This window comes from Mycobacterium intermedium (genome assembly GCF_002086275.1).
In the GTDB taxonomy this organism is placed as follows: Bacteria; Actinomycetota; Actinomycetes; order Mycobacteriales; family Mycobacteriaceae; genus Mycobacterium; species Mycobacterium intermedium.
This window is the reverse complement of record NZ_MVHT01000008.1, coordinates 21885-43910: the sequence shown is the minus strand read 5'-3', so window position 1 is coordinate 43910 and position 22026 is coordinate 21885. Positions and strand designations below refer to the sequence as shown.

The following is a 22026-nucleotide window of genomic DNA, read 5'->3' as shown; positions in this document are numbered from 1 at the left end:
TCTTCCAGCGGAGACGGGTTCTCTCCCACGCCTCTCTGACTGTTTCGGGTTCCTCCTGCTGGTGCGCGCTCAACTATCGCCCCAATTCCTAGTCGGTTCGGTCGCTGGCTGGGCTCCCCTGGGGGCCTATCCCACGGACTATGGTGCGCGTGAGTCCTCCGCAATTCAATGGGCCAGTTCTCATATCCACATGTGGGTTACAGATGCGGGGTGGTGAAATCGGGGGCGTTCGCGTCCACTCGGGGCTACGGGTGACCGCTACACACTGCGGCGGTCATTGCTCCGTACCGCGTCGGCGATGGCGTCGGCCAGGGTGTCGATCTCGTCGGCGGCCAGGTCCGCGATGGTGACCCGGATCCCCGGTGGCGTGCCCATGCGGAACCGGGTGCCCGGAGCCGCGGCCCAGCCCGAGTTGACCAGCCGGGTGCAGGCCACCGCCTCGTCGGGAACCGGAATCCACACGTTGAGGCCCGATCGACCGTGAGCAACCACACCGCGGTTGGCCAACGCCGCGCACAAGCTCTCGCGGTTGGCGGCGTAATGCTGTTCGGCCTCGCGGACCAGGGTCGTGGCCGCGTCATCCGACCACAGGTCGACGGCGAGGTCCTGCAGCAGGTGGCTGACCCAACCCGGGCCCAAGCGCAGGCGCCCGTGTACCCGCTCGATGGTGCGGCGGTCTCCGGCCATCACGGCCAGACGCAGGTCCGGGCCGTATGCCTTCGACGCCGACCGGACAAAGGCCCAGCGCCGCGTCGCACCCGCCAACGGGTGCAGTGGTGCACCGGCGATTTCGGCGCAATGATCGTCTTCGATCACCAACACCTCCGCGGTGCGGCTCGCCAGCAGGCTGCGCAACGCGGCACACCGTTCCGCGGACAAGGCGGCTCCCGTCGGGTTCTGCGCCCGGGTGGTCACGATCACCGCCCGCACGCCACGTCGCAGCGCCCGGGCCATGTCCAGCAGCAGCGGCCCGTCATCGTCGACGCGCACCGGCTCGGCGGAAAGCCCCAGTGCGGCAAGCAGATCCAGCAGGTTGGCCCACCCGGGATCCTCGACCGCGACTTTGTCACCCGGTCGCAGGTGTGCGTTGAGCGCCCGCTCGATGCCGTCGAGCGCCCCGCTGGTCAGCGTCAGATGGATTGCCGGGACGGCGTCGGCGGCCAGGGTGGCGCGCGCACGCTTGAGCAGCTGCGGCGACATGCCGGACTCCCCGTACAACACCGGCGATCGGGAGCCCAGCGACCAGTTGGCGACGGCGATGGGCAGCAGATGGGGGTCGGGATTGCCCGTCGAGAGGTCGCGCGCGCCCGGTGGGACGCCGACGCCCAGGGCGGAGCGCGGGGTGGTGGCGGGCCGGTCCCGCACCCGGGTCCCGCGCCGGCCCGCGGTCTCCACCGCTCCGCGTTCGCGCAGCAGGCGGTAGGCGGCGGCGACGGTATTGGCGTTGACGCCCAGGTCGGCGGCAACCTCGCGGATCGGGGGCAGCGTGGCGCCGGGCGCTAGTGCGCCCCGCGAGATGGCCTCTTCGATGTTGGCGGCGATGGATTCCGCGCCGGTCCCCTCGATCCGGTATTGTACTGGCACACAGATAATTATGTACTAGTACAAAATCCGAGGCAACCCGATGAAGACCAGCACCGATAGCGCATATCGCCCGACACCGCACACCACACCGACCCGCTACCGAGAGCGCGCCCGCTACGACCGTGAGACGGTCCATCGAATCCTCGACGAAGCGCTCGTCTGCCACCTCGGCTTCCTCAACGCCGACCGGCCCGCGGTGTTGCCCACCACCCACGCCCGCCTCGGCGAAACCCTTTACGTGCACGGGTCGACCGGGAGCAATCCCATGCTCACCGCCAAGCCCGCTGGGCTGCCGGTCTGTGTGACCGTGACGCTGGTCGACGGGCTGGTGCTGGCCCGGTCCGCCATGCACCATTCGCTGAACTACCGGTCGGTGGTCGCGATGGGCACGGCCCGGCTGGTCGAAGACCCGGCCGAGAAGCTGCGGGCCATGAACGCCCTGCTCGACCACATCCGACCCGGCCGTGCCGCCGATTGCCGGCCTCCGAATGCCCGTGAGCTCGCCGCGACCGCGGTGCTCGCGCTCGACCTTCGTGAGGTTTCGGCCAAGGTGCGCACCGGCGGCGTGGCCGACGACCCGGACGACATGGCTCTGCCGCACTGGGCGGGAGTGATACCGCTGAAACTCACGCCCGGGGCACCGCAGCCCGCCGCCGACCTCGACCCGGCTACCCCGCTGCCGACCTACCTGCAGTAACCCCTCGCCGAGCGTGCGTGTCTGCCCGCCGACACGCGGCGCAGCGCGTACAACTGCGCACGCTCGCGACGGGCCGAACTAGAACAACAGATAGCGGTAGGCGGGTGAGCCCGGATGCAGGGTCTCGACGTGAATCTCCGTCGCGTGCATCCGGGCCAGCAGGCCGTCCAGATCGGCCGCCGATCCCAGCTGGATACCGACCAACGCCTCGCCCGTCTCGCGGTTGTTGCGTTTGACGTATTCGAACAGGGTGATGTCGTCGTTGGGGCCGAGCACCTCGTCCAGGAAGCGGCGCAGCGAGCCGGGCTCCTGCGGGAAGTCCACCAGGAAGTAGTGCTTGAGGCCCAGGTGCACCAGCGAGCGCTCGAGCACCTCGCCGTAGCGGGACACGTCGTTGTTGCCACCCGAGATCAGACAGACCACGGTGGACCCGGGTTCGACATTGGCTTCCAACAAACCCGCGACCGACAACGCGCCGGCCGGTTCGGCGATGATGCCCTCGTTCTGGTACAGGTCGAGCATTGCCGTGCAGACCGCGCCCTCATCGACCGTGGTGATCGACACCATGTCACCGGCCGCTGCCAGCGCCGCGTAGGTCAGCGTCCCGGCCCGGCTCACCGCCGCGCCGTCGACGAACTGGTCCACATGATCCAGAGTCACCGGCTCGCCGGCGGCCAGGGCGGCCATCATCGCGGCCGCTCCTGCGGGCTCGATGCCCAAGACCGAGGTGTTGACGGTCCGCTCCGCCAGGTAGGTGGTGATGCCCGCGATGCAGCCGCCGCCACCCACCGGGACGATCACCACGTCGGGCTCTTCGTCGAGTTCGGCCAGGATTTCGACGGCGATGGTGCCCTGGCCTGCCATGGTCCGCGCGTCGTCATAGGGCGGTACCAGCGTGGCCCCGGTGCGTTCGACGTCGGCGCGCGCCGCCTCGGCGGCCATGTCGTAGGTCGAGCCGCCGACGATCAACTCGATGAACTCGCCGCCGTGGTAGCGGATTCGGTCGCGCTTCTGTTTGGGCGTCTTGGCGGGCACATAGACCCGGCCGTGCACGCCCAGGGACCGGCAGGCGTAGGCGAAGCCTTGCGCGTGATTGCCGGCGGAGGAACACACCACGCCGGCCGCCAACTCCTCCTCCGACAACTGCACCAGCAGGTTGTAGGCGCCGCGCAGCTTGTAGGAACGCACGACCTGCAGGTCTTCGCGCTTGAGGTACACCGTGGCACCGGTGATGTCCGACAACCGATCGCTCAACTGCAACGGCGTGGGCGTGACCACCGAGGAAATGCGCTTCGCCGCCTCGTCAATGTCGGCTGCGGAAAGCACAGGCAGCGGCGACATCGGGGTTGGGCTCAGTTCAGCGGTCACCGGTCAATGGTGCCATGCCCGCAGCTACTGGCTCAGCGGGAAGGTCAGCTCACCGGGGTGAGGACGAACACCGGAATCTGGCGTTCCGTCTTCTCCTGGTACTTGGCGTAATCGGGCCAGACTTCCACCGCCCGCTCCCACCACGTGGCCTTCTCGTCGCCGAACACCTCGCGCGCTTCGTAGTCACGGGTCACGGGACCGTCTTGCAACTCCACCCGCGGATTCTTCTTCACGTTGTGGTACCAGACCGGGTGCTTCGGCGCCCCGCCCAGTGAGGCGACCACCGCGTACTCACCGTCGTGTTCGACCCGCATCAGCGGGGTTTTGCGAAGCTTGCCGGTCTTGGCCCCGACGGTCGTGAGCAGGATGACGGGCTTCCCCTGCAACTCCGTGGCCTCGGTACCACCGGAAGCGATGATCTTCTCGGCCTGTTCGCGGGCCCAATCGGAGGGACTGGGTTCGTATTCACCTGTTAGCGGCATGCCACCAACTCTATGCGCTCTATGCGCGTGCCCCGCACCTTTAGATCAGCACGTTCACATCAGAGAGTTCGTTTGGGCGAAAAATAAAGTGTTCGGTATGGTGAAACTATGACTTTGCCCGCCCTCAACGCGTCGGATGTGCCGATCGCGGGTGTTCCATGGCCGCGGCACAAGTTGCACGCCATCATCGCGGGCCTTGTCGCTTTTCTGGTCGTCGGGGTCGTGACCACCAGTGCGGCGCCAGCGGTCCTGATCGGTGCCGGTATCGGCGTTGCGGTGGGGGTCGCGCTTAAGACGCGGGCCCATCCGCGCCGCTGACGCGCCTCCTGGCAATTTCGGCGATCACGTTGACCCGTCGCGTCGCCGCGGCGATCTCGTCCGCAAATTCCTGACGACGTTTCGCGATGTCTTCGGCGTCTGGACCGGTTGAGCCGTCAACCAGCTCCCGGTGTCTAGCCAGCCGCAACGCCGTCTTGAACAGTTCCATCGACCTCGACTCGGCGCTGGCGATCCTGCGCTGCAGCTCCCACTGCTTGCCGACCTCGAGACATTCGGTCAGGAAGGCGTTCTCGTCGAGCTCTTCATCCTCCAGCGCCGCCAGTCGGTCGGCCACGATGTGATATGCGTCCAGGAACGGACGCAGCACCAGGTGCGCCAGCAGCAGGTCGGCCGATTCCAGCAGCCGCCGCACGTCGGCCACACTCGCGGACTTGGTGGTGTCCACCGCCGGCCCGATGAGGCGCACCTCGTCGGCAAGTTCCTTCTCGAACTGCGCGCGACCCGAGAACAGGAACTCGAACTTCAACAGCTCGCGCAGCCGCAGCGCTTCGTCGCGGACCGCCGCCGGGGCCACCGTGCCATCGCTTGACTCTTCGGCTGCCGCCACCAGCGCCAACTCGGCGATCGCGCGATCGACCAGGATGTGGATTGCGGTGTTGCGATAGAAGGCCGCGACCAGGTGTTGATCGTGGCCGATCCCCCAGACCGCTTCGGTACCCGCGTCGTACACGCTGACCACGCCCGAGTCGACCATCTGATGCAGGGTCCAGCGGATGGTCGACTTGTTGGTCAGGTCGGCGGCGCCGGCAACCGTCCAGTTGCGAGCCGCGATGTAGCTGGCCAGCGGCCGCACCGTGGCCAGCACCTCGCTGATGGACAGTGAGCGGTCCGCGCCCAGCAGAGCCAGACTCACCACCGCGGTCGGTGTGACCGGCGTGGCGCGGTTGATTCGATGCTCCACGTCCAGCGCGATGCGCTCGACCACCGTGCCGGTGCCCGACGGGTCGGCCCGCAATTCTTCGAGGCGTTGACGCAGCGGCAGCGGGTCGCCGAAGTCGAGGTAGGCCCGGCCGAGCCGTTCACCCTGCTGGCGCGACAGCCGCACCAGAAACCGAAGGTCCTCCGGCCGCTTGGCGGCACCGTAGGCCTCGGTGGTCATCGCCTCCACTTCGTGCAGCTGGTCGTAGACGATGGACGTCGGCACCAAATAGACTTCGGGGCCGTCGATTTCGTCGACGGCGTCGGTGATGTAGCGCAGGATGCCGAACACCGGCGGCCGCAGTTTGCCGGTCCGGGTCCGCCCACCTTCGATAGACCACGTGAGGTTGGCGTGGTTCTGCACCAGCTGGGCGGTGTAGGCGCGCAACACGAATCGGTAGACCGGGATGTCCTTGGTCTGTCGCCGGATGAAGATCGTGCCGGTGCGTTTGGCGAACCCGCCCATCGGAAAGAAGTTCAAGTTCGCCCCGCCGAACGTCAGCGCCGGCGAAAGTCGGTTCGCCGCAATCGCTTCGGGCAACAGCATGCCGTCCAGGTAGGACCGGTGCGAGAACGCAAACGCCAGTGTCGCCTTGCGGTCAAGCTTGCGCAGGTGTGCGATTTGGTCCTCATCCACCAGCACGTCGTAGGCGCGCATCAACCATCGGCTGAACCCACGCCACGCATGCACGGCGCGCTCATCCAGCGTCGCGGCCACCTCGCGCAGGTAACCCGCGGCCTCCGCTCGAACATCGGCGCTATCGCGGCCAAGCTCGTCCGCCAGCGCATCCAGTCGCTCGCTGAACCACTGTGCCTGCAGCAGCTGAGCCACCTCGGGCGGGTCGGTGGCCAGCGCCGTCGTTGCCTCTCCGATAATTCCAGTGCGCTGCAACAGCTTTCGCGCCCTGATCCGGCCGATCTCCCCTGCGGTCATCGCCACACCTCCCGTCACGCCAAGGCTGCCGCGGGTGCCGACTTGGCGGGCTCGTGGATATCGGGCCCGGGTTCGGTCGCGTACAGCTCTTCGATCTCGGTGGCGAACTTGGCGGCGATGGGCTTGCGCTTCAGCTTCATCGTCAGGGTGATCTCGTCGCCACCCGGCTCCCACAGGGTGGGCAAGATTCGGAAACGTTTGATCTGCTCCACCCGGGACAGTTTCTCGTTGGCCGCGGCGACGCCGGCGGCCACCTGCGCCACGATCTCCGGGTCGGCGGCCAGGGCGGCGGGCGACGCTTCCAGCCCGCGCTGGGCCGCGGTGGGGCCGACCGAATCGGCGTCGAACACCAGCAGCGCCGTGTTGTAAGGACGGCCGTCCCCGATCGCGATCACGACGCCGATCAGCGGGCACGCCGCCAGGATCGTGTTCTCAATGTTGGCCGGCGACATGTTCTTTCCGGCCGCGTTGATGATCAGCTCCTTCTTGCGGTCCACCACCCGCAGGTAGCCGTCGGGGTCCATCTCGATGATGTCGCCGGTATGTAGCCATCCGTCGGCGTCGATCGCCTCGGCGGTCTTCGCCGGCTCCTTGCGGTAGCCCTTCATCACCAGCGGCCCCCGCACCAGGAATTCGCCGTCCTCGGCGATCCGGCCTTCTATCCCCGGCAACAGCTTTCCGACGGAGCCCAGGCGTGCCTCGCGCGGATGGCTGGCGGTGGCCGCACAGCTCAGCTCCGACATGCCCCACACCTCGGCTATCGGGATGCCGATGCCCGCGAAGAAGGCCAGCGTTTCCTTCGGGACCGGCGCCGCGCCCGAGATCGCCCACCGCAACTCGCCGAAACCGAGCTTTTCGCGCAACTTGGACAACACCAACTCGTCGGCGCGGGCCCATTCGGCGGCCAGTTCGTCGGACATCGGTTCGTCCAAGAGCAGCGCCCGGGCGCGTTTGTCGGCCACTGACATCGCCCACTGCAATGCGGTCCGCTTCATCTCGTCCGTCTCGTTACTGACTGTGAATTCGATTCCGGCCTTGAGCTTTTCCCATATTCGCGGTACGGCGCCCCACACTGTTGGCCGCACTTCAGGAAGCGCCGTCACAATCGCGCGAGGATCGGACACCGTGGTGATCTGGGTGCCGAACATTTCCTGGCCGTAGAGGCAACACATTCGGTCGGCGATGTGCGCGGTCGGTAGGAACGACGTCGCCCGGTCCCCGAACTCGAGACCGAGCACTTGGTCGATGGCGTAGCCCTCGAAGAGGATGTTGGCGTGCGTCATCTCGACGCCCTTCGGGTTGCCCGTGGTCCCGGAGGTGTAGATCAGAGTCAGGATGTCGTCGGGCTGCACCGCACGCCAGGTCTGCTCGAAGTCGAAATCGTCAGCCGCGGCTGCGTACAGGTCCGCCACGGACAGCGCGCCATCAGGGGCACCGTCGATGCAAACGATGTGCTCGATCGGTGCGCCGCTGGCGCGGATCCGGTCGACGTACCGCTCCTCGCAGATCACGACCTTGGTGCCGGCGTTCTGGAACACGTACGTCAACTGCTCGGCCGGCAGCGTGTTGTAGACCGAAAACGACGTTGCCCCAAGGTGTTGCGCGCCCACCTCTAGCGGGTAGAACTCGACCCGGTTGGCCATCATCAGCGACACGGTGTCACCGCGCGAAACCCCCAAGCCGGACAGGCCGGCCGCGGTCCGGCGCACCTGTTCCGCGTACTCGCGCCAGGTCAAGGTCTGCCCGCCGCCGACCGTCCGCAGCGCGACCGCATCCGGCTGGATCGCCGCTGTCCGCTGAAACGCCTCGCACATGGTGACCGCTCGGTCGGTCGTGGTCATTTCTTACTCCTCGGCACTCCTTGGCACTCCTCGGCACCGGATCCGCCTCGCCCAGAGCGTACGTCCGCCGACTCGGCGTACGAAATACCTGCCTCACTCAGCGTACGTTGGCGACAGTGGCCTCTCATTCCGGAATCGATGTCAGCGGCTTCTCCCCGCTCGAACAGACCGCATTCTTGACCCAGTACGCCCGCGCGCTGGATAGTCGCTGGTCCCGGCCGATTCTCGGCGACACACTCGCCGACGACATCGTCGGCAAGATCGATTACGACTTCGCCGGGCTCGGGGTCACCGTCAGCGTTGTCTGCCAGACGGCGCTGCGCGCCAAGATGCTCGACGACCGCCTTCGCGCCTTCATCTCCAAGCACCCCGATGCCGTCGTGGTGGATCTGGGCGCCGGGCTGGACACGGGCGTGTTCCGGGTCAGGCCGCCCGCCACGGTGGACTGGTACAGCATCGACCTGCCACGCGTCATCGCACTGCGTGAGCAGGTAATGCCCGGCCCCGACAACGCGCATTCCATCGCGGTGTCGCTCGCCGACGACAGCTGGCCGTCCGGGATCCCGGCCGACCGACCCACCATCCTGATTGCCGACGGCCTGTTCGCGTTCCTGTCCAAGCCGGTGATCGTCGGCATCTTTCGCCGCATCACCGACCACTTCGGCTCCGGCGAGTTGGCCTTCAACGACTACGGACGCATCGGCTGGGTCAGTCGGGTTGCGGTGAAGCTGGCCCCGCAGCGGATGTTCGCCAACGTTGGCACCCAATGGGGGTACGCGGGCTTCAAAGACGCCCGGGTGCCGGAGGCCTGGAATCCCCGGTTGACGCTGGTCGAGGAGGCCAGCCTGGCGCACGCACCGGAGGTCGAGCTGTTCCCCGGGTGGATTCGATTAGCTACCAAGGCATCTGGCAAGTTCAAGGCCGGCGCCCGGAAGGCCCGCATCCTGCGCTACCGCTTCTAGTCCGCGCCGGCGAGATTGCCCTGGTGGCTGTGGGTTGGCGGCGATCCACGACCGTGACGGCAATCTCAGTGTGCACCGCGCCCTCGGGTACAGTGACGCGCGAGTTGCTTGGCAGATACGCCGAAAATTGCTCGGAGTCGTGCAATTATTGGCAGCGTTAATCTTCCGATGGTCACAGTTGCCTGGTTGGAGGACCACATGTCGTTTGTACTCGCAACACCCGACCTGCTGACGACTGCAGCCGTGAATCTCGCGGCTATCGAGTCCTCGATTCAGGCAGCAAACCAAGCGGCGGTAACTCCGACCAACACGGTGTTGGCTGCCGCCGCTGACGAGGTATCGACGGCGATCGCCGCGCTCTTTTCCGGGCAGGCCCAGGAGTACCAGGCGATCAGCGCGCAGGCGGCGGCGTTCCATGAGCGCTTTGTACAGGCATTGAACGGCGCCAGTGGGGCGTATGCGGCGGCAGAAGCGGCCGCGGCCAGTCCTTTGCAGGCCGTCGGCGACCAAGTTCTGGGTGTGATCAATGCGCCCACCAACCTGCTGTTAGGCCGTCCGCTGATCGGCAACGGAGCCGACGGCACACCCGGCACCGGCCAGAACGGTGGGGCCGGCGGCATCCTTTGGGGCAACGGCGGCAATGGCGGCTCGGGCGCGCCAGGCGGCCGGGGCGGACGCGGCGGCGACGCCGGGTTGATCGGTAACGGCGGCGTGGGCGGCGCCGGCGGTATCGGACGCGGCGTCGGCGGGAACGGCGGCACCGGCGGGCTGCTGTGGGGCAATGGCGGGGCCGGCGGCACCGGCGGGGTTGGCGCGGTCACCTACGGGTTCGGTGGGCTCGGGGGCCGAGCATTGTCCTTCTTCGGCACCCCAGGCGCCAACGGCGAGGGCGGGTTCGGCATGGGGAACGTGCTGTTCGTGCCGTCCGATGCAATGACCGTCGCCAATCTGCTCGCGGCCGCACCCGATCGCAACTTCCTGCTGATCGGCACGGACGGCACGAATCTGAGCAGAATTCTGTCCGACCCAGCCGGTACCCCGAACTTCCACGCGTTCATGCAGCAGAGCACCACCTCCGCGTCGACAATCATCGGACACACCAGCATCTCCAACCCGTCGTGGACGGCGATCACGACCGGTGTGTGGAGCGAGCAATCCGGTGTGACCAACAACGTCTTCACTCCATGGACGTACGACATGTGGCCCACGGTGTTCAACCAACTCGAGGGCTTCTACGGCGACGATGTCAACACCACGGTGATCGGCAACTGGCAAGTCATCACCGACATCGCCGGTGCTGGCGCGTTCCCCGCCGACAACATCCAATTCGTTGGCCATGACCCGAACGACGTGCTCTGGGCAGCGTCGCAGGCCCAAGTCACCTCGCAGGCCACGGCCGCGATCATGGCCGCCGATCCCAACAAGGGCAATTTGATCTTCGCGTACTACGTGGGAGTCGACGAGGTCGGGCACGCATTCGGTGGCGGTTCTCCGCAGTACGTGCAGGCCCTGCAGATCATGGACGCCCAACTCGGCACCCAAACCAACGGCGGCGGAGGCCTTTTGGGAGCGGTGTGGGACTGGGAGAACACAACCGGCGAGGAATGGGACATCCTCATGGTCACCGACCACGGTCACATCTCCCCCGACCAGTTCGGTCGCGGCCACGGCTTCCAATCACCGCTGGAGACAGCAACATTCCTGATGTGGGATCAGGCCGGCAACGACATGATGGACGGTTGGATCAACAACCAATGGCAGATCAACAGCACGACGCCAACCATTTTGGATGCATTCGGCCTGACCCCGGCGTCGTACATGCAGGGCGCTCCCCTCACGTCCCCCGTCTTCGACAACTACTACTACGACCCCGGCTCCAACCTGTTCCCCCTGCTGAACCAGACGTTCGCCACCCAGGGTTATCCCGACATCCCAGAGAACGTAACCCTGACGGCGCGCACGATCGCAGCCACGATTCCTTACCTGGTGTACGGGCCCATCGACAGCATTGTCCAGTCGGTGCCCAGCTTGTTGCAGCTGCCGGTCTCGTGGATCGGCGCCGGCATCTACCAGACGCTGAACATTCCCGCGCAGATCTTCATCCGGTTTACCGGCGTGACGGGCAACCAGATCATTCCGCCGGACCTGAACCCGTTCTACCCGTAATCCCGTAACGGGCAGAACTCGCACTGTTCAGCAGGGGTGAATCCCGCACGTGCGGGCGTCGATCAGGAACAGGTGCACCGCATCCCCGATTCGATGACCTCGCACGCCCGGTCACAGAAGCTGTCTTGCTCGGCTTTCGGGAGGCACGGCTGTCAACCAGGTCCGGTTTTCACGGATTACGCTGCGGCGTCATGGCAATTCGGCGTGGTCGGCACGCCGTTGAAGCGGTCCGCCAGCCACTGCATCGACCGCTCGCCGTCGACGAAGTACGGCAGCAGAGTGTTGATGCCCGTCTTGTTCAGAAATGGAGGTTCTTCATTGGTCCATAGCTGGACATCTGCGCCTCGGTCACACCAGTGCGCAGCCAGATCGATCGACGCTTGGTAGGGGTTGAACGAGTCGAATCTATTGGCGGAGATGTAGACCGGCCCCTTCGGGCGGGCATTGCCCAGATTCTGAGCGAGGAGCAGGCTTTTAACGGGTTCGCTACCGAAGATTTCCTCGGGGGGCGCCTTGAACCAGCCGGTGCCGTCGGGGAAGTAGAGGTGTCGGAATCCGAAGTCGGCGACCGACTGTACCAGGCAGATGTAGCTTGACCACTCGACGTAGTGCAGACCCCGCGGTGTTAATGCCTGTACGAGAAGGTCTTTGGTCTCGGGATAGGCAAACACCACCCCGTTGAGCACGTAGGCCAAGGCGCCCGCGAGGAGACTCCCGTCGACGAAAGGTGGAAGTAGTGACAGGTCGGCCAGCGGAGTGTTGAGGACCGTACCGACGATGTTCAGCTCCGGGGTGTAAGTCGCCGCCTGCTCGGCCGCGGATCCGGCCGCCTGCCCGCCACTCAACCAGCCCCACAACGCGACCGGGCCGTCGGGGGTCAGCGAGGTACCGGGCAGCTTCTTGGCGGCACGCACTGCGTCGAGAAGGCCTGTGCCGGCGGACAATCGGTTGCCGAACTCGGGCCCGCCGGGGATGTGCACACCCATACCGACACCGTCGGCCACCACTATTGCGAATCCCCGCGCCACCAATGTGGCGAGGAAGGTCTCCTCGTAGTTGAATGTCAGGTCGAATCCCTGAGAGAAGTGGATTCCCCGGTCGATCAGTCGCGACGGTGCGCACTGTTCGCCGATGCCGTACGGTCCCGGCGCGTAGCCGATCAGCGGGCGTGGGCCGTTACCCTGCCACGGTACGTCGGGCTCGAGGTAGACGCCGGTGGCCGCCACCGATTGCCCCTTGGCGTTGGTGGTTTGGTACATGATCCGGGTTCCGGTGGCCGTCCAACTGCCCAGTTGGCCGGATGGCTCGTAGACGATATTTGCCGGCTCCGAACGGATGAGGTCACCATGGGTTCCGTGCGGCAGGGAGTCGGGGGGTGTGTAAAACGCGAGGTACTTCGTCTCGTCGGCAGATGCCAACGGCGAGAGGGCGATTGCTGGAAACCCCAGTATGACGGCGAGGACCGCCGTCACTGAACGGAATGCCGTTCTAACGACTCCTGACTTTCGGCTCACACACGCCCCGTTTCGTTCGATTTGTCTCGGTGGGTCGAAATGCTAGGCAGGTCCCGCGTAGCCGCCGGCCGGAAGTTCGTTATGAAATCGCAACCACCAGCGGATACTTCATGCAATCGGGCTGAGAAAAATCCCGTCGCATCGGAGTCGCTGAGATCGCTCAGGGCAGACCCTGAACCGGTGAACAGCCCGTGCATGATCGTGGATCACACGGTGTACCAACGCCTTCGAGGCACGCTTGTCGTGTTCCTGGTACTAAAACAGCTGTCGCAGACCATCATCGGACGGCGCCGAGAATCGCATCCGACCGCCGGCCGTCGGATGCGCGATCTGTACATTGACGGTGCGCTCAGCGACTGTCGGAGTTCGTCACAGTCGGCTTGACTACATGGGAGCAGATCCTGCATCACACTACAGAGGAGTATCCGTGACGCCCCGCTTGAAGTTGGTCCCTGATCTAGACAGCCTCTCACCCGAAGCGAAGCAGGTCCTCGACGACTATGTGAAGAAGACCAACGGTGAGTACTTCCAAATCGCACCAACTGTCGATCATCCATTCCGGGAGAAGGGCACTCCCGAACATCACGAGTGGGTCAGTCAATTCGTTCGTGTACTCGGGCTGAGCCCGGGTTTGCTCAAGGCGTGGCTGGAGAAGGACTGGTACGTCGTTCGCGAAAGCCTCATCTCGAAGAAAGACCCGCAATTGGCCGAACTCGTCGGTCTCGTGGTCGCTTTCGCCCTCGAATGCCCGTACTGCATCGCCTGGCACACGGCGGCCTCACGATTTGAAGGTGCCGAAGACAGTCTGGTGGCCAAGGTCCACGCCTATGACGAGCACAGGGATGCGTTCGACGAACGCGTCTTGGCGGTGTTCGACTATGCACGCAAGATCGCGCTGCACGCCTACAAGGTCACCGACGAAGACGTCGACAACCTCCGGCGGTGGTATTCCGATCCGGAGATAGCCGAGCTCACCGAGCTTGCGGCGCACATGTCGGCGCTGTCCAAGTTCTTTTCGGCGCTAAACGTGGAGATCTGGTGATATGGCCACGGCGATTCTGGTGACATTCTCAAGTGCGGCGGAGCCGGACGAACTGGCTGCGATCGCTGATACCTTCGCTGATGCACTCGTCGACGTGGACGGACTACTCGGCAAGACGTGGCTGAACGTCGACGGCGGAAGTGGCGGCTTCTACGTCTTCCGTGACGCGGCAGCAGTGGATTCCTACTTGGCGGGACCCTTGGTCGCGCAACTGCGTTCGCACCCCAAGTTCAGTGACTTCACCGTGCAGCGCTTCGATGTTGACGAAGCGTTGAGCGCTCGCACGCGAGGACTTCCGGGGCGCTGACCGACTGGCTGACCTTTGATGCCGGTGCCGCACAAGGTGGCCCGGCATCAAAGGTCATTCTCGGTCATTCTGAGGTCATTCTGAGGCCAGGATCTCTCGCGGGTACCGACCGAATGCCTGGCGGAACTCGGTCGCGAATCTGCCAGGGTTGTAGTAGCCCCAGCGGCCGGCGACGGCCGCGACCGTTGTGCTATCCGGATGGGCGTCGCGGAGGTCGGCGTATGCGCGTCGAAGGCGTTCCGCGCGGACGTACTCCATAGGTGACATATCGCGATACCGACGAAAGGCGATCTGCAACGCTCGCGGGCTCAGTCCCACCGAATCAGCGATGTCTCGCAGCGTGATTGGAGCCGCGGCGTGGGTCTCGATATATGCGATGGCCCTGGCCACCGAAGCGGCGGACGCCTGTGGACTGCGTCGCTGGGTGTCAACGCGAACGGCTGCGGGAAAGCAATCCAGTAGTGCGGCCACCGCTGACCGGGCGAGATGATACTCAGTGAGGGTAGACAATTCGGCCGAGTTGGCCGCCTCGGCCTGGGCCGAGATGAGCGACACCAAGCGCGACCACACAATGGTGGCGTGAGCTGAGGTCGGGCAGCTGAGATCGAAGCTCAACGTCAACCGGGTTTCGGGAACGCCATGCCTATCGGCCGCGACGGCGCGCGCGAACTGCTTGTCAATGACCAACTTCGATGCCAACGCACGCTCTGCCCAGTGCAGACGGTACTGACGTCCAACATCGAGAACGATCGGAATCCCCGGCTTGGCAACAACTCCGATCGATCCACCCACCGCAGAAATTCGACCCCGCCGCGGTTGCACGACAACGATATGGTTCGCACTGGGGTCTGGCTGCAAGTCCACACTGGCCGCGCCGTAGGTGAGCCGATGCACGCCGATACCCCGCATCGCCGCCACAGAGTGCCTGACACACAAACCCCTACCATTGCCGGACACCTTGAACGCATGTCGCCCCAGTGAAGCGGTCAGATGACGGTGCGCAGTGCCGGCATCGCTGGACTCAAATGTCCACTCTGCATGCTCAGCATCGGTGGCTTCGTCTCCAGTACCGAGCCCCGTCGTCATAACCACCTCGAATCCAGTAGACAATTGCTGTCGCAGAATAGGCCGCTCATCCGCCATCCGGCGAGCGTTAGGCGCACCAGGAAGATATCGGTCGGGGTGGGCGGGCAGCGTGATTGTGCGGGTGGACCTAACCTGACCCGTCGGTCAGGCGCCCAGACACCCCGGACCGAGCAGCGCTTTCAGGTCCCCCATCAGCGCCGGAGACGGTGTCACGCGCAGCGACTGATCGAGCTCCAGCGTGGTGATCCGGTCGCCGCTGATCAGCCGAAGATGCACCTGCGAGGTGCCCGGATGGCGCGCCAGCACCTGCTTGAGCGCGGTCACTTTGTCCAAGGTGCATTGTCGGGTGGGCAGGCTTACCGCGACCGGTCGGTCGGCCTGGGCGTTGCTGAAGTCGGGCACGACGAGTTCGTTGGCAATCAACGAGATACGGTCGTCGCGCACCGCCACTTTGGCGTTGATCAGGACCACCACGTCGTCGGCGATCTCGGCGCCGTAGCTGGAGTAGGTGTGCGGGAAGAACATCACCTCGATGCCACCGGTGAGGTCTTCCAATTGTGCTGATGCCCAGGGCATTCCGTTCTTGTTGACCCGCCGGTTCACCGAGGCCAGAATGCCGCCGACGCGTACTTGAGTGTCGTTGGGCACGTCGCCGTCCAGGATCGCCGGGATGGCCGTGTCCACTTGAGTGGCCAACAGGTGCGCCACCTTGTTGAGCGGATGCCCGGATACGTAGAGGCCCAGCATCTCTCGTTCCAACGCGAGCTTGTGCTTGTCCTCCCACTCGTCGTCGGGCACCTTTATGTTGAAGACCGCGTCTCCCCCGCCGTCCCCATCGGAGCCGCCGAACAGGTCGAACTGCCCCATCGCCTCGGCCTTCTTGGTGCCCAGCACGCTGTCGACCGCATCGGTATGCACCAGGAAGAGCCCCTTGCGGGCGTGCCCGAGCGAGTCGAACGCACCGGCCTTGATCAACGACTCGGTCACCTTCTTGTTGCATGCCGAGATGTCGATCTTGTTCAGGTAGTCCGAGAAGTCGGTGAACTTGCCCTTGGCGTTGCGGGTGCTGATCAACGATCCGACGACATTGGCGCCGACGTTGCGCACCGCGCCGAGTCCGAACCGGATGTCTTGGCCCACCGAAGCGAAGTTGACCCCGGACTCGTTGACGTCGGGCGGCAGCACGGTGATGCCGAGCTTGCGGCAGTCGGCCAGATACACCGCGGCCTTGTCCTTGTCGTCGCCGACCGAGGTGAGCAGCCCGGCCATGTATTCGGCGGGATAGTTGGCCTTGAGGTACGCGGTCCAGTACGACACCAGGCCGTAGCCGGCGGCGTGTGACTTGTTGAACGCATATCCGGCGAAGGGAAGGATGGTGTCCCACAACGCTTTCACCGCTTTTTCGGAGAAGCCGTTGGCGGTCATGCCCTCATAGAAGCCCTTGTACTCGGCCTCTAGCACCTCGAGCTTCTTCTTACCCATCGCCTTGCGCAGTGCGTCGGCCTTGCCCATCGTGTAGGAGGCCACCTTTTGCGCGATGAACATGATCTGCTCTTGGTAGACGATCAAGCCGTAAGTCTCAGAGAGGATGTCGCGCAGCGGCTCCTCCAGTTCGGGGTGAATCGGCTTGATCGGCTGGCGGCCGTTCTTGCGGTCGGCGTAGTCGTTGTGGGCGTTCATACCCATCGGCCCCGGCCGGTACAGCGCCAGCACGGCGACGATGTCGTTGAATTCGGTGGGCTGCATCCGGCGCAGCAGGTCGCGCATCGGCCCGCCGTCAAGTTGGAACACGCCCAGGGTGTCGCCGCGACCCAGCAGCTCGTAGGTGGGCCCGTCGTCCAGCGGCACCGATTCCAGGTCGAGGTCAATTCCCTTGTTGGCCTTGATGTTCTCGATCGCGTCGCCGATGATCGTCAGGTTGCGCAGGCCCAGGAAGTCCATCTTCAGCAGGCCGATGGCCTCGCACGACGGGTAGTCCCAGCCGGTGATGATCGCCCCGTCCTGGGGTCGTTTCCACAACGGGATGGCCTCGGTCAGCGGTTCGCTGCTCATGATGACCGCACACGCGTGCACGCCCGCGTTGCGGATCAGGCCTTCCAGCCCGCGCGCCGTCTGGTAGATGGTGCGGACATCGGGATCGGTCTCGATGAGCCCGCGGACCTCGGCGGCTTCCTTGTACCGCTCGTGGGCCGGATCGGTGATGCCCGACAGCGGAATGTCCTTGGCCATGATCGGCGGCGGCAGCGCCTTGGTGATCCGGTCGGCGATCGCGAAGCCGGGTTGCCCGTAGTGGATTCGGGCCGAATCCTTCAGCGCCGCTTTGGTTTTAATGGTGCCGAAGGTGATGACCTGCGCAACCCGGTCGGAGCCCCATTTCTCGGCGGCGTAGCGCACCATCTCGCCGCGCCGACGGTCGTCGAAGTCGATGTCGATGTCGGGTGCCGACGGACGCTCCGGGTTGAGGAAGCGCTCGAACAGCAGACCGTGCGGGATCGGGTCGATGTTGGTGATACCCAACGCATACGCGACCAGCGAACCCGCCGCCGACCCTCGACCCGGCCCGACCCGGATGTCCACCGAACGTGCGTAGTTGATCAGGTCGGCGACGATGAGGAAGTACGACGGAAATCCCTTGTCGCAGATGACCTTGATCTCGTAGTCGGCCCGGTCGAGGTAGTTCTGGCCGACTCCCGACGGGAACCGCCGCTGCAGCCCCGCCATCACCTCGTGACGCAACCAGGATGCCTGGTCGTGGCCCTCGGGCACCGGGAAGATCGGCATCCGGTCGCGCGGCGTCCATACGTCGGCGTAGGACTGGACCCGCTCGGCGATCAACAAGGTGGCGTCACACGCGCCGGGCACCTCGTTGTCCCAGAGCTGGCGCATTTCCTCCGCCGACTTGAGGTAGTAGCCGTCGCCGTCGAACTTGAACCGGTTGGGATCCGAGAGGGTCTTGCCGGTCTGCACGCACAACAGCGCCTCGTGGTTGTGGGCGGCGTCGCGGGTGACGTAGTGGCAGTCGTTGGTGGCCAGCGGCGGAATGTCCAGCTTGCGGCCGATCTCGAGCAGGCCCTCGCGGACCCGTCGTTCGATCGACAGCCCGTGGTCCATCAGTTCGAGGAAGTAGTTGTCGGGCCCGAAGATCTCCCGCCACTTGGCCGCGGCCTCCAGCGCTTCGCGCTCGTGGCCCAGCCGCAACCTTGTCTGCACCTCCCCCGACGGGCAGCCGGTGGTGGCGATGATGCCCTCGGCGTATTCGGCGACGAGTTCGGCGTCCATCCGCGACCACTTGCCGAGCTGGCCCTCGAACGACGCCAGCGACGACAGCTTGAACAGGTTGCGCAGGCCGGTCGCGTTCTCGGCCACCATGGTCAGGTGGGTATAGGACCCGCTGCCGGAAACGTCGTCGGCCTTCTGGCTGGGGTCACCCCAGAGGACCCGCCGGGTGTCGAACCGCGAGCCGGGAGCGATGTAGGCCTCAACGCCGATGATCGGCTTGATCCCGGCCTTGGTCGCGGTGTTGTAAAACTCGCTGGCGCCGAACATGTTTCCGTGGTCGGTCATGCCGATCGCGGGCATGCCCAGCCGTTCCACCTCGGCGAGCATCGGCGTGATCTTCGCGGCACCGTCCAGCATCGAATACTCGGTGTGGTTGTGCAGGTGCACGAACGACGACCCGCGGGGGACGCCCGACCCGGGAGGAAACGAATCTGTCATAGGGACGCCAGTCTATGACCGCCCACCGACACACTATCGGCGTGTCGCGAACCGTGTCTCAAGACGTTTTTATCCGTGACAGAACGACGAACTCATCCGTACAGCTTGACGAAATTGTCGAGCGACTTTTGCACGTCACCCTTGGCGGCACGGGCCGCCGCGGCACCGACCGGACCGAACAACGCGCGCCCGCCCAAGTCGACGGACAAACCCAGGGTGGACCCCGCCTCGGTGGGTGTCACGGTCAGCGTGACCTTGTACTTGGCGCCGCCCTTTCCGTCCCCGGACATCCCGACCTCGTGCGGCGGATCCCACTTGGTGATCGTCCAGGTCACCCGGTTTCGCAGCCCCTTGGAACGGGCCACACCGACGATCTGGGTGCCCTCCGTCATTTCTTCGACGGGCGGCACGTCGCTGCGCCAACCCTCGTGCAACACCAGCCAGTCGCCCAGCGTCGACAGATCCGAGACGTGCTCCCACATCTCCTGGGGCGTCATGGGCGAGTCGAGGGTGAGGTTCACCGAAGCCATACGCGTGAGCGTATCCCGGCGTCGGGCATCGCAGGACCACTACGGCCCAGCCGCCCGGTCGGCACCGACGCCTAGCGCCCGGGCCCTCCGCGCAGCTTGTTGCCGATCCGGATCCCGGGCAGCAGCACGCTGCGCGGGATGAGCCGTCCACTGGTGCTGACGAACTTCGGCACGATTCCGGGCACGACGGTGCGCTTGCCGGCCAGCATGCCCTCGATCGCCGCTTCGGCGACGTCGTGCGGGGAGACTTGCGCGATAGGGATGCTGAACCGCTCCGCGTCGGCGATCTGCGCCCACTCGGTGGGCACCGGACCCGGGCACAGCGCGGTGACCGACACGCCCGTTCCATGCAGCTCCTCCTGGACCGCTTCGGAGAACGTCAGGACGAACGCCTTGGTGGCCGAGTACACCGCCATGTACGGGATCGGCTGGAAGCCCGCGATCGAGGCGATGTTGAGCACCGCGCCGGCGCCACGCTCGACCATGCCGCCCAGCGCGGCGTGCGTGAGTTCGGTCAGCGCGAGCGCGTTCAGGGTGACTTGCTCGCTTTCCCGTTCGAACGGCAATTCGTAGAAGTACCCGCTGGTGCCGAAACCTGCGCTGTTGCAAAGGCCGGCAATCGGATCGCTGCGCAGACGATCGATCAGCTGCGCGCGCGATTGGGTGTCGGACAGGTCCAGCGGCAGCACTTCCACCTCGACCTGGTGCTCCGCGCGCAGCCCGTCGGCGAGCTCGTCCAGGCGCTCGCGGCGCCGCGCGACCAGCATCAGCGGGAAGCCACGACCGGCCAACCCCTTCGCGAGCTCGACCCCGATTCCCGACGAGGCACCGGTGATGACGACGGTAGACGTGGTGCTCGGTTTCGGAAGGCTCATGATGTCACCAATGTATCCCTCGGGTCGCCTGCACGAATGTTTCGGCTCGCTTGTCCAATTCCGTTGTGTCAGTGCTGGTTCCGCTGCCGGATTCGCCCCCCTTCGCTGCCGCGGAGTCGTCGAACATGCCGAATGCGCGGTTGCGCAACCGGTCCATCACCGCCGGGTTGACGGCGTCGGCGACGGCGGCGAATTGCCCGAACGGTGAGCTGGACCGCCGAGGCCGGTGCACGATCGCGTCGGTGATCACACCGGCGGCCTGGTCCGGCGTCAGCGCCGGGAACTTGTCGTACATCTTGGTCGGACTGATCATCGGCGTGCGCACCAGCGGCATGTGCACGGTTGTGAACTTGACGCCGTCCTTCACGACCTCGGCTTGGAGAGCGTCGCACAGGCTGTCCAGCGCGGCCTTGCTCGCGATGTAGGCGCCGAACCGCGGTGCGCGGGTCTGCACCCCGACCGAGGAGACGTTGACGATGTGCCCGAAGCCGCGTTCGCGCATCCCGGGGACGAATTTGAGGATCAGCTGAACCGCACCGATGTAGTTGAGCTGCATGGTCCGCTGATAGTCATGGATCCGCTCGTAGGACAGCGCCAATGAACGCCGAATGGACCGTCCCGCGTTGTTGATCAGGATGTCCACCCCGCCGAGGTCGGCAAGCACCTTGTCGGCCATCTCGGCGATGGCTTCGGTGTCCGCCAGGTCGCACGGGTACACGTGGGCTTCCCCGCCATTGGCTCGGATTTCGTCGGCGACCCGTTCGAGGTTCTCCAGCGTGCGCGCGACGAGCACCATCGAGCCGCCCGATTCCGCGATCTTCTTGGCCGTGGCTTCACCGATGCCCGACGAGCCACCGGTGATGAGGATGGTCCTGCCCTCGACGACGTCGCTGAGCTTGACGCCCTGTACCGCGTCGAGCAGATTCCTGAGATAGAAGGGCCGGTATCGTCCGGCCGAGTTCGGCGTATTGAGGATGCTCGACATCGTCGCGAACGGCTTTTCGACCAGGTTCGTGAGGTCACCAAGATTCATTGGCAGATTGCTCCTGATGATGGCGGTGCGGTGGGTGTGACGCAGATCATGATGCCAACCTAGGACATCGGCCCCCGAATAGATACGGCGTCCCCGGTTTCGAAGCAATCGAGCTGTTACGGAGAGCAATCCGCGCGTGACCGCGGCCTAACGGTGGCGCAACTGCTCGATGGTCAGCTGAAACATGGGTTTATTGTCACGCCTGCTGAGGCGCGAGCAGCTCAGCATTTACGACAAGATCGGCGGGTACGAGTCAATCGAAGCCGTCGTCGACGACTTCTACGACAGAGTGCTCGCCGACGACCAGCTGTCCGGCTTCTTCACCGGCACCAATATGAGCCGTCTCAAAGGCAAACAGGTGGAGTTCTTCGCCGCCGCCCTCGGCGGACCCGAGCCGTATACCGGCGCACCGATGAAGCAGGTGCATCAAGGACGCGGCATCACAATGCACCACTTCAGCCTGGTCGCCGGGCACTTGGGCGACGCGTTGACGGCGGCGGGGGTGCCTGCGACGACGGTGACCGAGATCCTGGGCGCCATCGCGCCGCTCGCTGCCGACATCGCATCCGGGGAAGCCAAGGCGGCACCCGAGGACAGTCACGTCTGAATCGCGGGTAATCGAGAAACTGCC

At 65.2% G+C, this 22026-nt stretch carries 18 protein-coding genes; 7 read left to right on the top strand and 11 right to left on the bottom strand.

Annotation, left to right across the window (positions count from 1 at the left end; all coding sequences use genetic code 11):
• Positions 1–258: 258 nt before the first annotated feature.
• Positions 259–1584, bottom strand: a complete 1326-nt coding sequence (locus BST27_RS04805) for an aminotransferase class I/II-fold pyridoxal phosphate-dependent enzyme (protein WP_069417067.1) — start codon at positions 1582–1584, stop codon at positions 259–261.
• Between the two features lie 40 nt (positions 1585–1624).
• Between BST27_RS04805 and BST27_RS04800 the strand changes: the two genes are divergently transcribed.
• Positions 1625–2281, top strand: a complete 657-nt coding sequence (locus BST27_RS04800; protein ID WP_069417066.1) for a pyridoxamine 5'-phosphate oxidase family protein — start codon at positions 1625–1627, stop codon at positions 2279–2281.
• A 78-nt stretch (positions 2282–2359) separates the two neighbouring features.
• Here the strand turns inward: BST27_RS04800 and ilvA are convergent, their stop codons facing one another.
• Together ilvA and BST27_RS04790 are read right to left on the bottom strand one after the other, a co-directional pair.
• A complete protein-coding gene (ilvA, locus tag BST27_RS04795; protein ID WP_069417065.1) occupies positions 2360–3649 on the bottom strand; it encodes a threonine ammonia-lyase in 1290 nt (429 codons plus the stop codon).
• Between the two features lie 44 nt (positions 3650–3693).
• Positions 3694–4131 (bottom strand): nitroreductase family deazaflavin-dependent oxidoreductase, encoded by a 438-nt coding sequence (locus tag BST27_RS04790; RefSeq protein WP_069417064.1) that lies wholly within the window; start codon positions 4129–4131, stop codon positions 3694–3696.
• A gap of 108 nt (positions 4132–4239) precedes the next feature.
• Here BST27_RS04790 and BST27_RS04785 point away from each other — a divergent pair, with 108 nt between their 5' ends.
• Positions 4240–4449, top strand: a complete 210-nt coding sequence (locus BST27_RS04785; RefSeq protein ID WP_069417063.1) for a hypothetical protein — start codon at positions 4240–4242, stop codon at positions 4447–4449.
• Here BST27_RS04785 and BST27_RS04780 read toward each other — a convergent pair.
• Both BST27_RS04780 and fadD11 read right to left on the bottom strand, forming a co-directional pair.
• On the bottom strand, positions 4421–6322 hold the full coding sequence (locus BST27_RS04780; RefSeq protein ID WP_139805013.1) for a lysophospholipid acyltransferase: 1902 nt from the start codon (positions 6320–6322) through the stop codon (positions 4421–4423). The two genes, BST27_RS04785 and BST27_RS04780, sit on opposite strands and share 29 nt — an antisense overlap.
• Positions 6323–6336: 14 nt before the next feature.
• Complete coding sequence (gene fadD11, locus BST27_RS04775) at positions 6337–8163, bottom strand: fatty acid--CoA ligase FadD11 (protein WP_069417061.1); 1827 nt, start codon at positions 8161–8163, stop codon at positions 6337–6339.
• Between the two features lie 116 nt (positions 8164–8279).
• On the opposite strand from fadD11, the gene BST27_RS04770 reads away from it, so the two are divergent.
• Together BST27_RS04770 and BST27_RS04765 are read left to right on the top strand one after the other, a co-directional pair.
• Entirely contained in the window at positions 8280–9125 is an 846-nt protein-coding gene (locus BST27_RS04770; RefSeq protein WP_069417060.1) for a class I SAM-dependent methyltransferase, read from the top strand.
• Positions 9126–9323: 198 nt separating this feature from the next.
• Positions 9324–11291: a PE domain-containing protein gene (locus BST27_RS04765; RefSeq protein WP_079219787.1), complete on the top strand. Its 1968-nt coding sequence runs from the start codon at positions 9324–9326 to the stop codon at positions 11289–11291.
• Positions 11292–11467: 176 nt separating this feature from the next.
• On the opposite strand, the gene BST27_RS04760 is transcribed toward BST27_RS04765, so the two are convergent.
• On the bottom strand, positions 11468–12763 hold the full coding sequence (locus BST27_RS04760; RefSeq protein ID WP_197518046.1) for a lipase family protein: 1296 nt from the start codon (positions 12761–12763) through the stop codon (positions 11468–11470).
• Positions 12764–13232: 469 nt separating this feature from the next.
• Here BST27_RS04760 and BST27_RS04750 point away from each other — a divergent pair, with 469 nt between their 5' ends.
• The gene (locus tag BST27_RS04750; protein WP_069417056.1) at positions 13233–13847 is read left to right on the top strand and encodes a carboxymuconolactone decarboxylase family protein; all 615 of its coding nucleotides are present in this window, start codon (positions 13233–13235) and stop codon (positions 13845–13847) included.
• A gap of 1 nt (position 13848) precedes the next feature.
• Positions 13849–14154 (top strand): YdhR family protein, encoded by a 306-nt coding sequence (locus BST27_RS04745; protein ID WP_069417055.1) that lies wholly within the window; start codon positions 13849–13851, stop codon positions 14152–14154.
• A 75-nt stretch (positions 14155–14229) separates the two neighbouring features.
• Here the strand turns inward: BST27_RS04745 and BST27_RS04740 are convergent, their stop codons facing one another.
• The 5 genes from BST27_RS04740 to BST27_RS04720 all read right to left on the bottom strand — a co-directional run bounded on the left by BST27_RS04740 (position 14230) and on the right by BST27_RS04720 (position 21395).
• Positions 14230–15240, bottom strand: coding sequence for a helix-turn-helix transcriptional regulator (locus BST27_RS04740; protein ID WP_170062269.1), 1011 nt, complete (start codon positions 15238–15240; stop codon positions 14230–14232).
• A 144-nt stretch (positions 15241–15384) separates the two neighbouring features.
• Entirely contained in the window at positions 15385–18957 is a 3573-nt protein-coding gene (dnaE, locus tag BST27_RS04735) for a DNA polymerase III subunit alpha (RefSeq protein ID WP_069417053.1), read from the bottom strand.
• Positions 18958–19049: 92 nt separating this feature from the next.
• On the bottom strand, positions 19050–19487 hold the full coding sequence (locus BST27_RS04730) for a type II toxin-antitoxin system Rv0910 family toxin (RefSeq protein ID WP_069417052.1): 438 nt from the start codon (positions 19485–19487) through the stop codon (positions 19050–19052).
• Positions 19488–19558: 71 nt separating this feature from the next.
• Positions 19559–20362: an SDR family NAD(P)-dependent oxidoreductase gene (locus BST27_RS04725; RefSeq protein ID WP_069417051.1), complete on the bottom strand. Its 804-nt coding sequence runs from the start codon at positions 20360–20362 to the stop codon at positions 19559–19561.
• A 4-nt stretch (positions 20363–20366) separates the two neighbouring features.
• Positions 20367–21395 carry an SDR family NAD(P)-dependent oxidoreductase gene (locus tag BST27_RS04720; RefSeq protein ID WP_069417050.1) on the bottom strand — a complete coding sequence of 343 codons (1029 nt, stop codon included), beginning with the start codon at positions 21393–21395 and terminating at the stop codon, positions 20367–20369.
• Between the two features lie 184 nt (positions 21396–21579).
• On the opposite strand from BST27_RS04720, the gene BST27_RS04715 reads away from it, so the two are divergent.
• Positions 21580–22002 carry a group I truncated hemoglobin gene (locus tag BST27_RS04715; protein WP_069417049.1) on the top strand — a complete coding sequence of 141 codons (423 nt, stop codon included), beginning with the start codon at positions 21580–21582 and terminating at the stop codon, positions 22000–22002.
• The last annotated feature ends 24 nt before the right edge of the window (positions 22003–22026 follow it).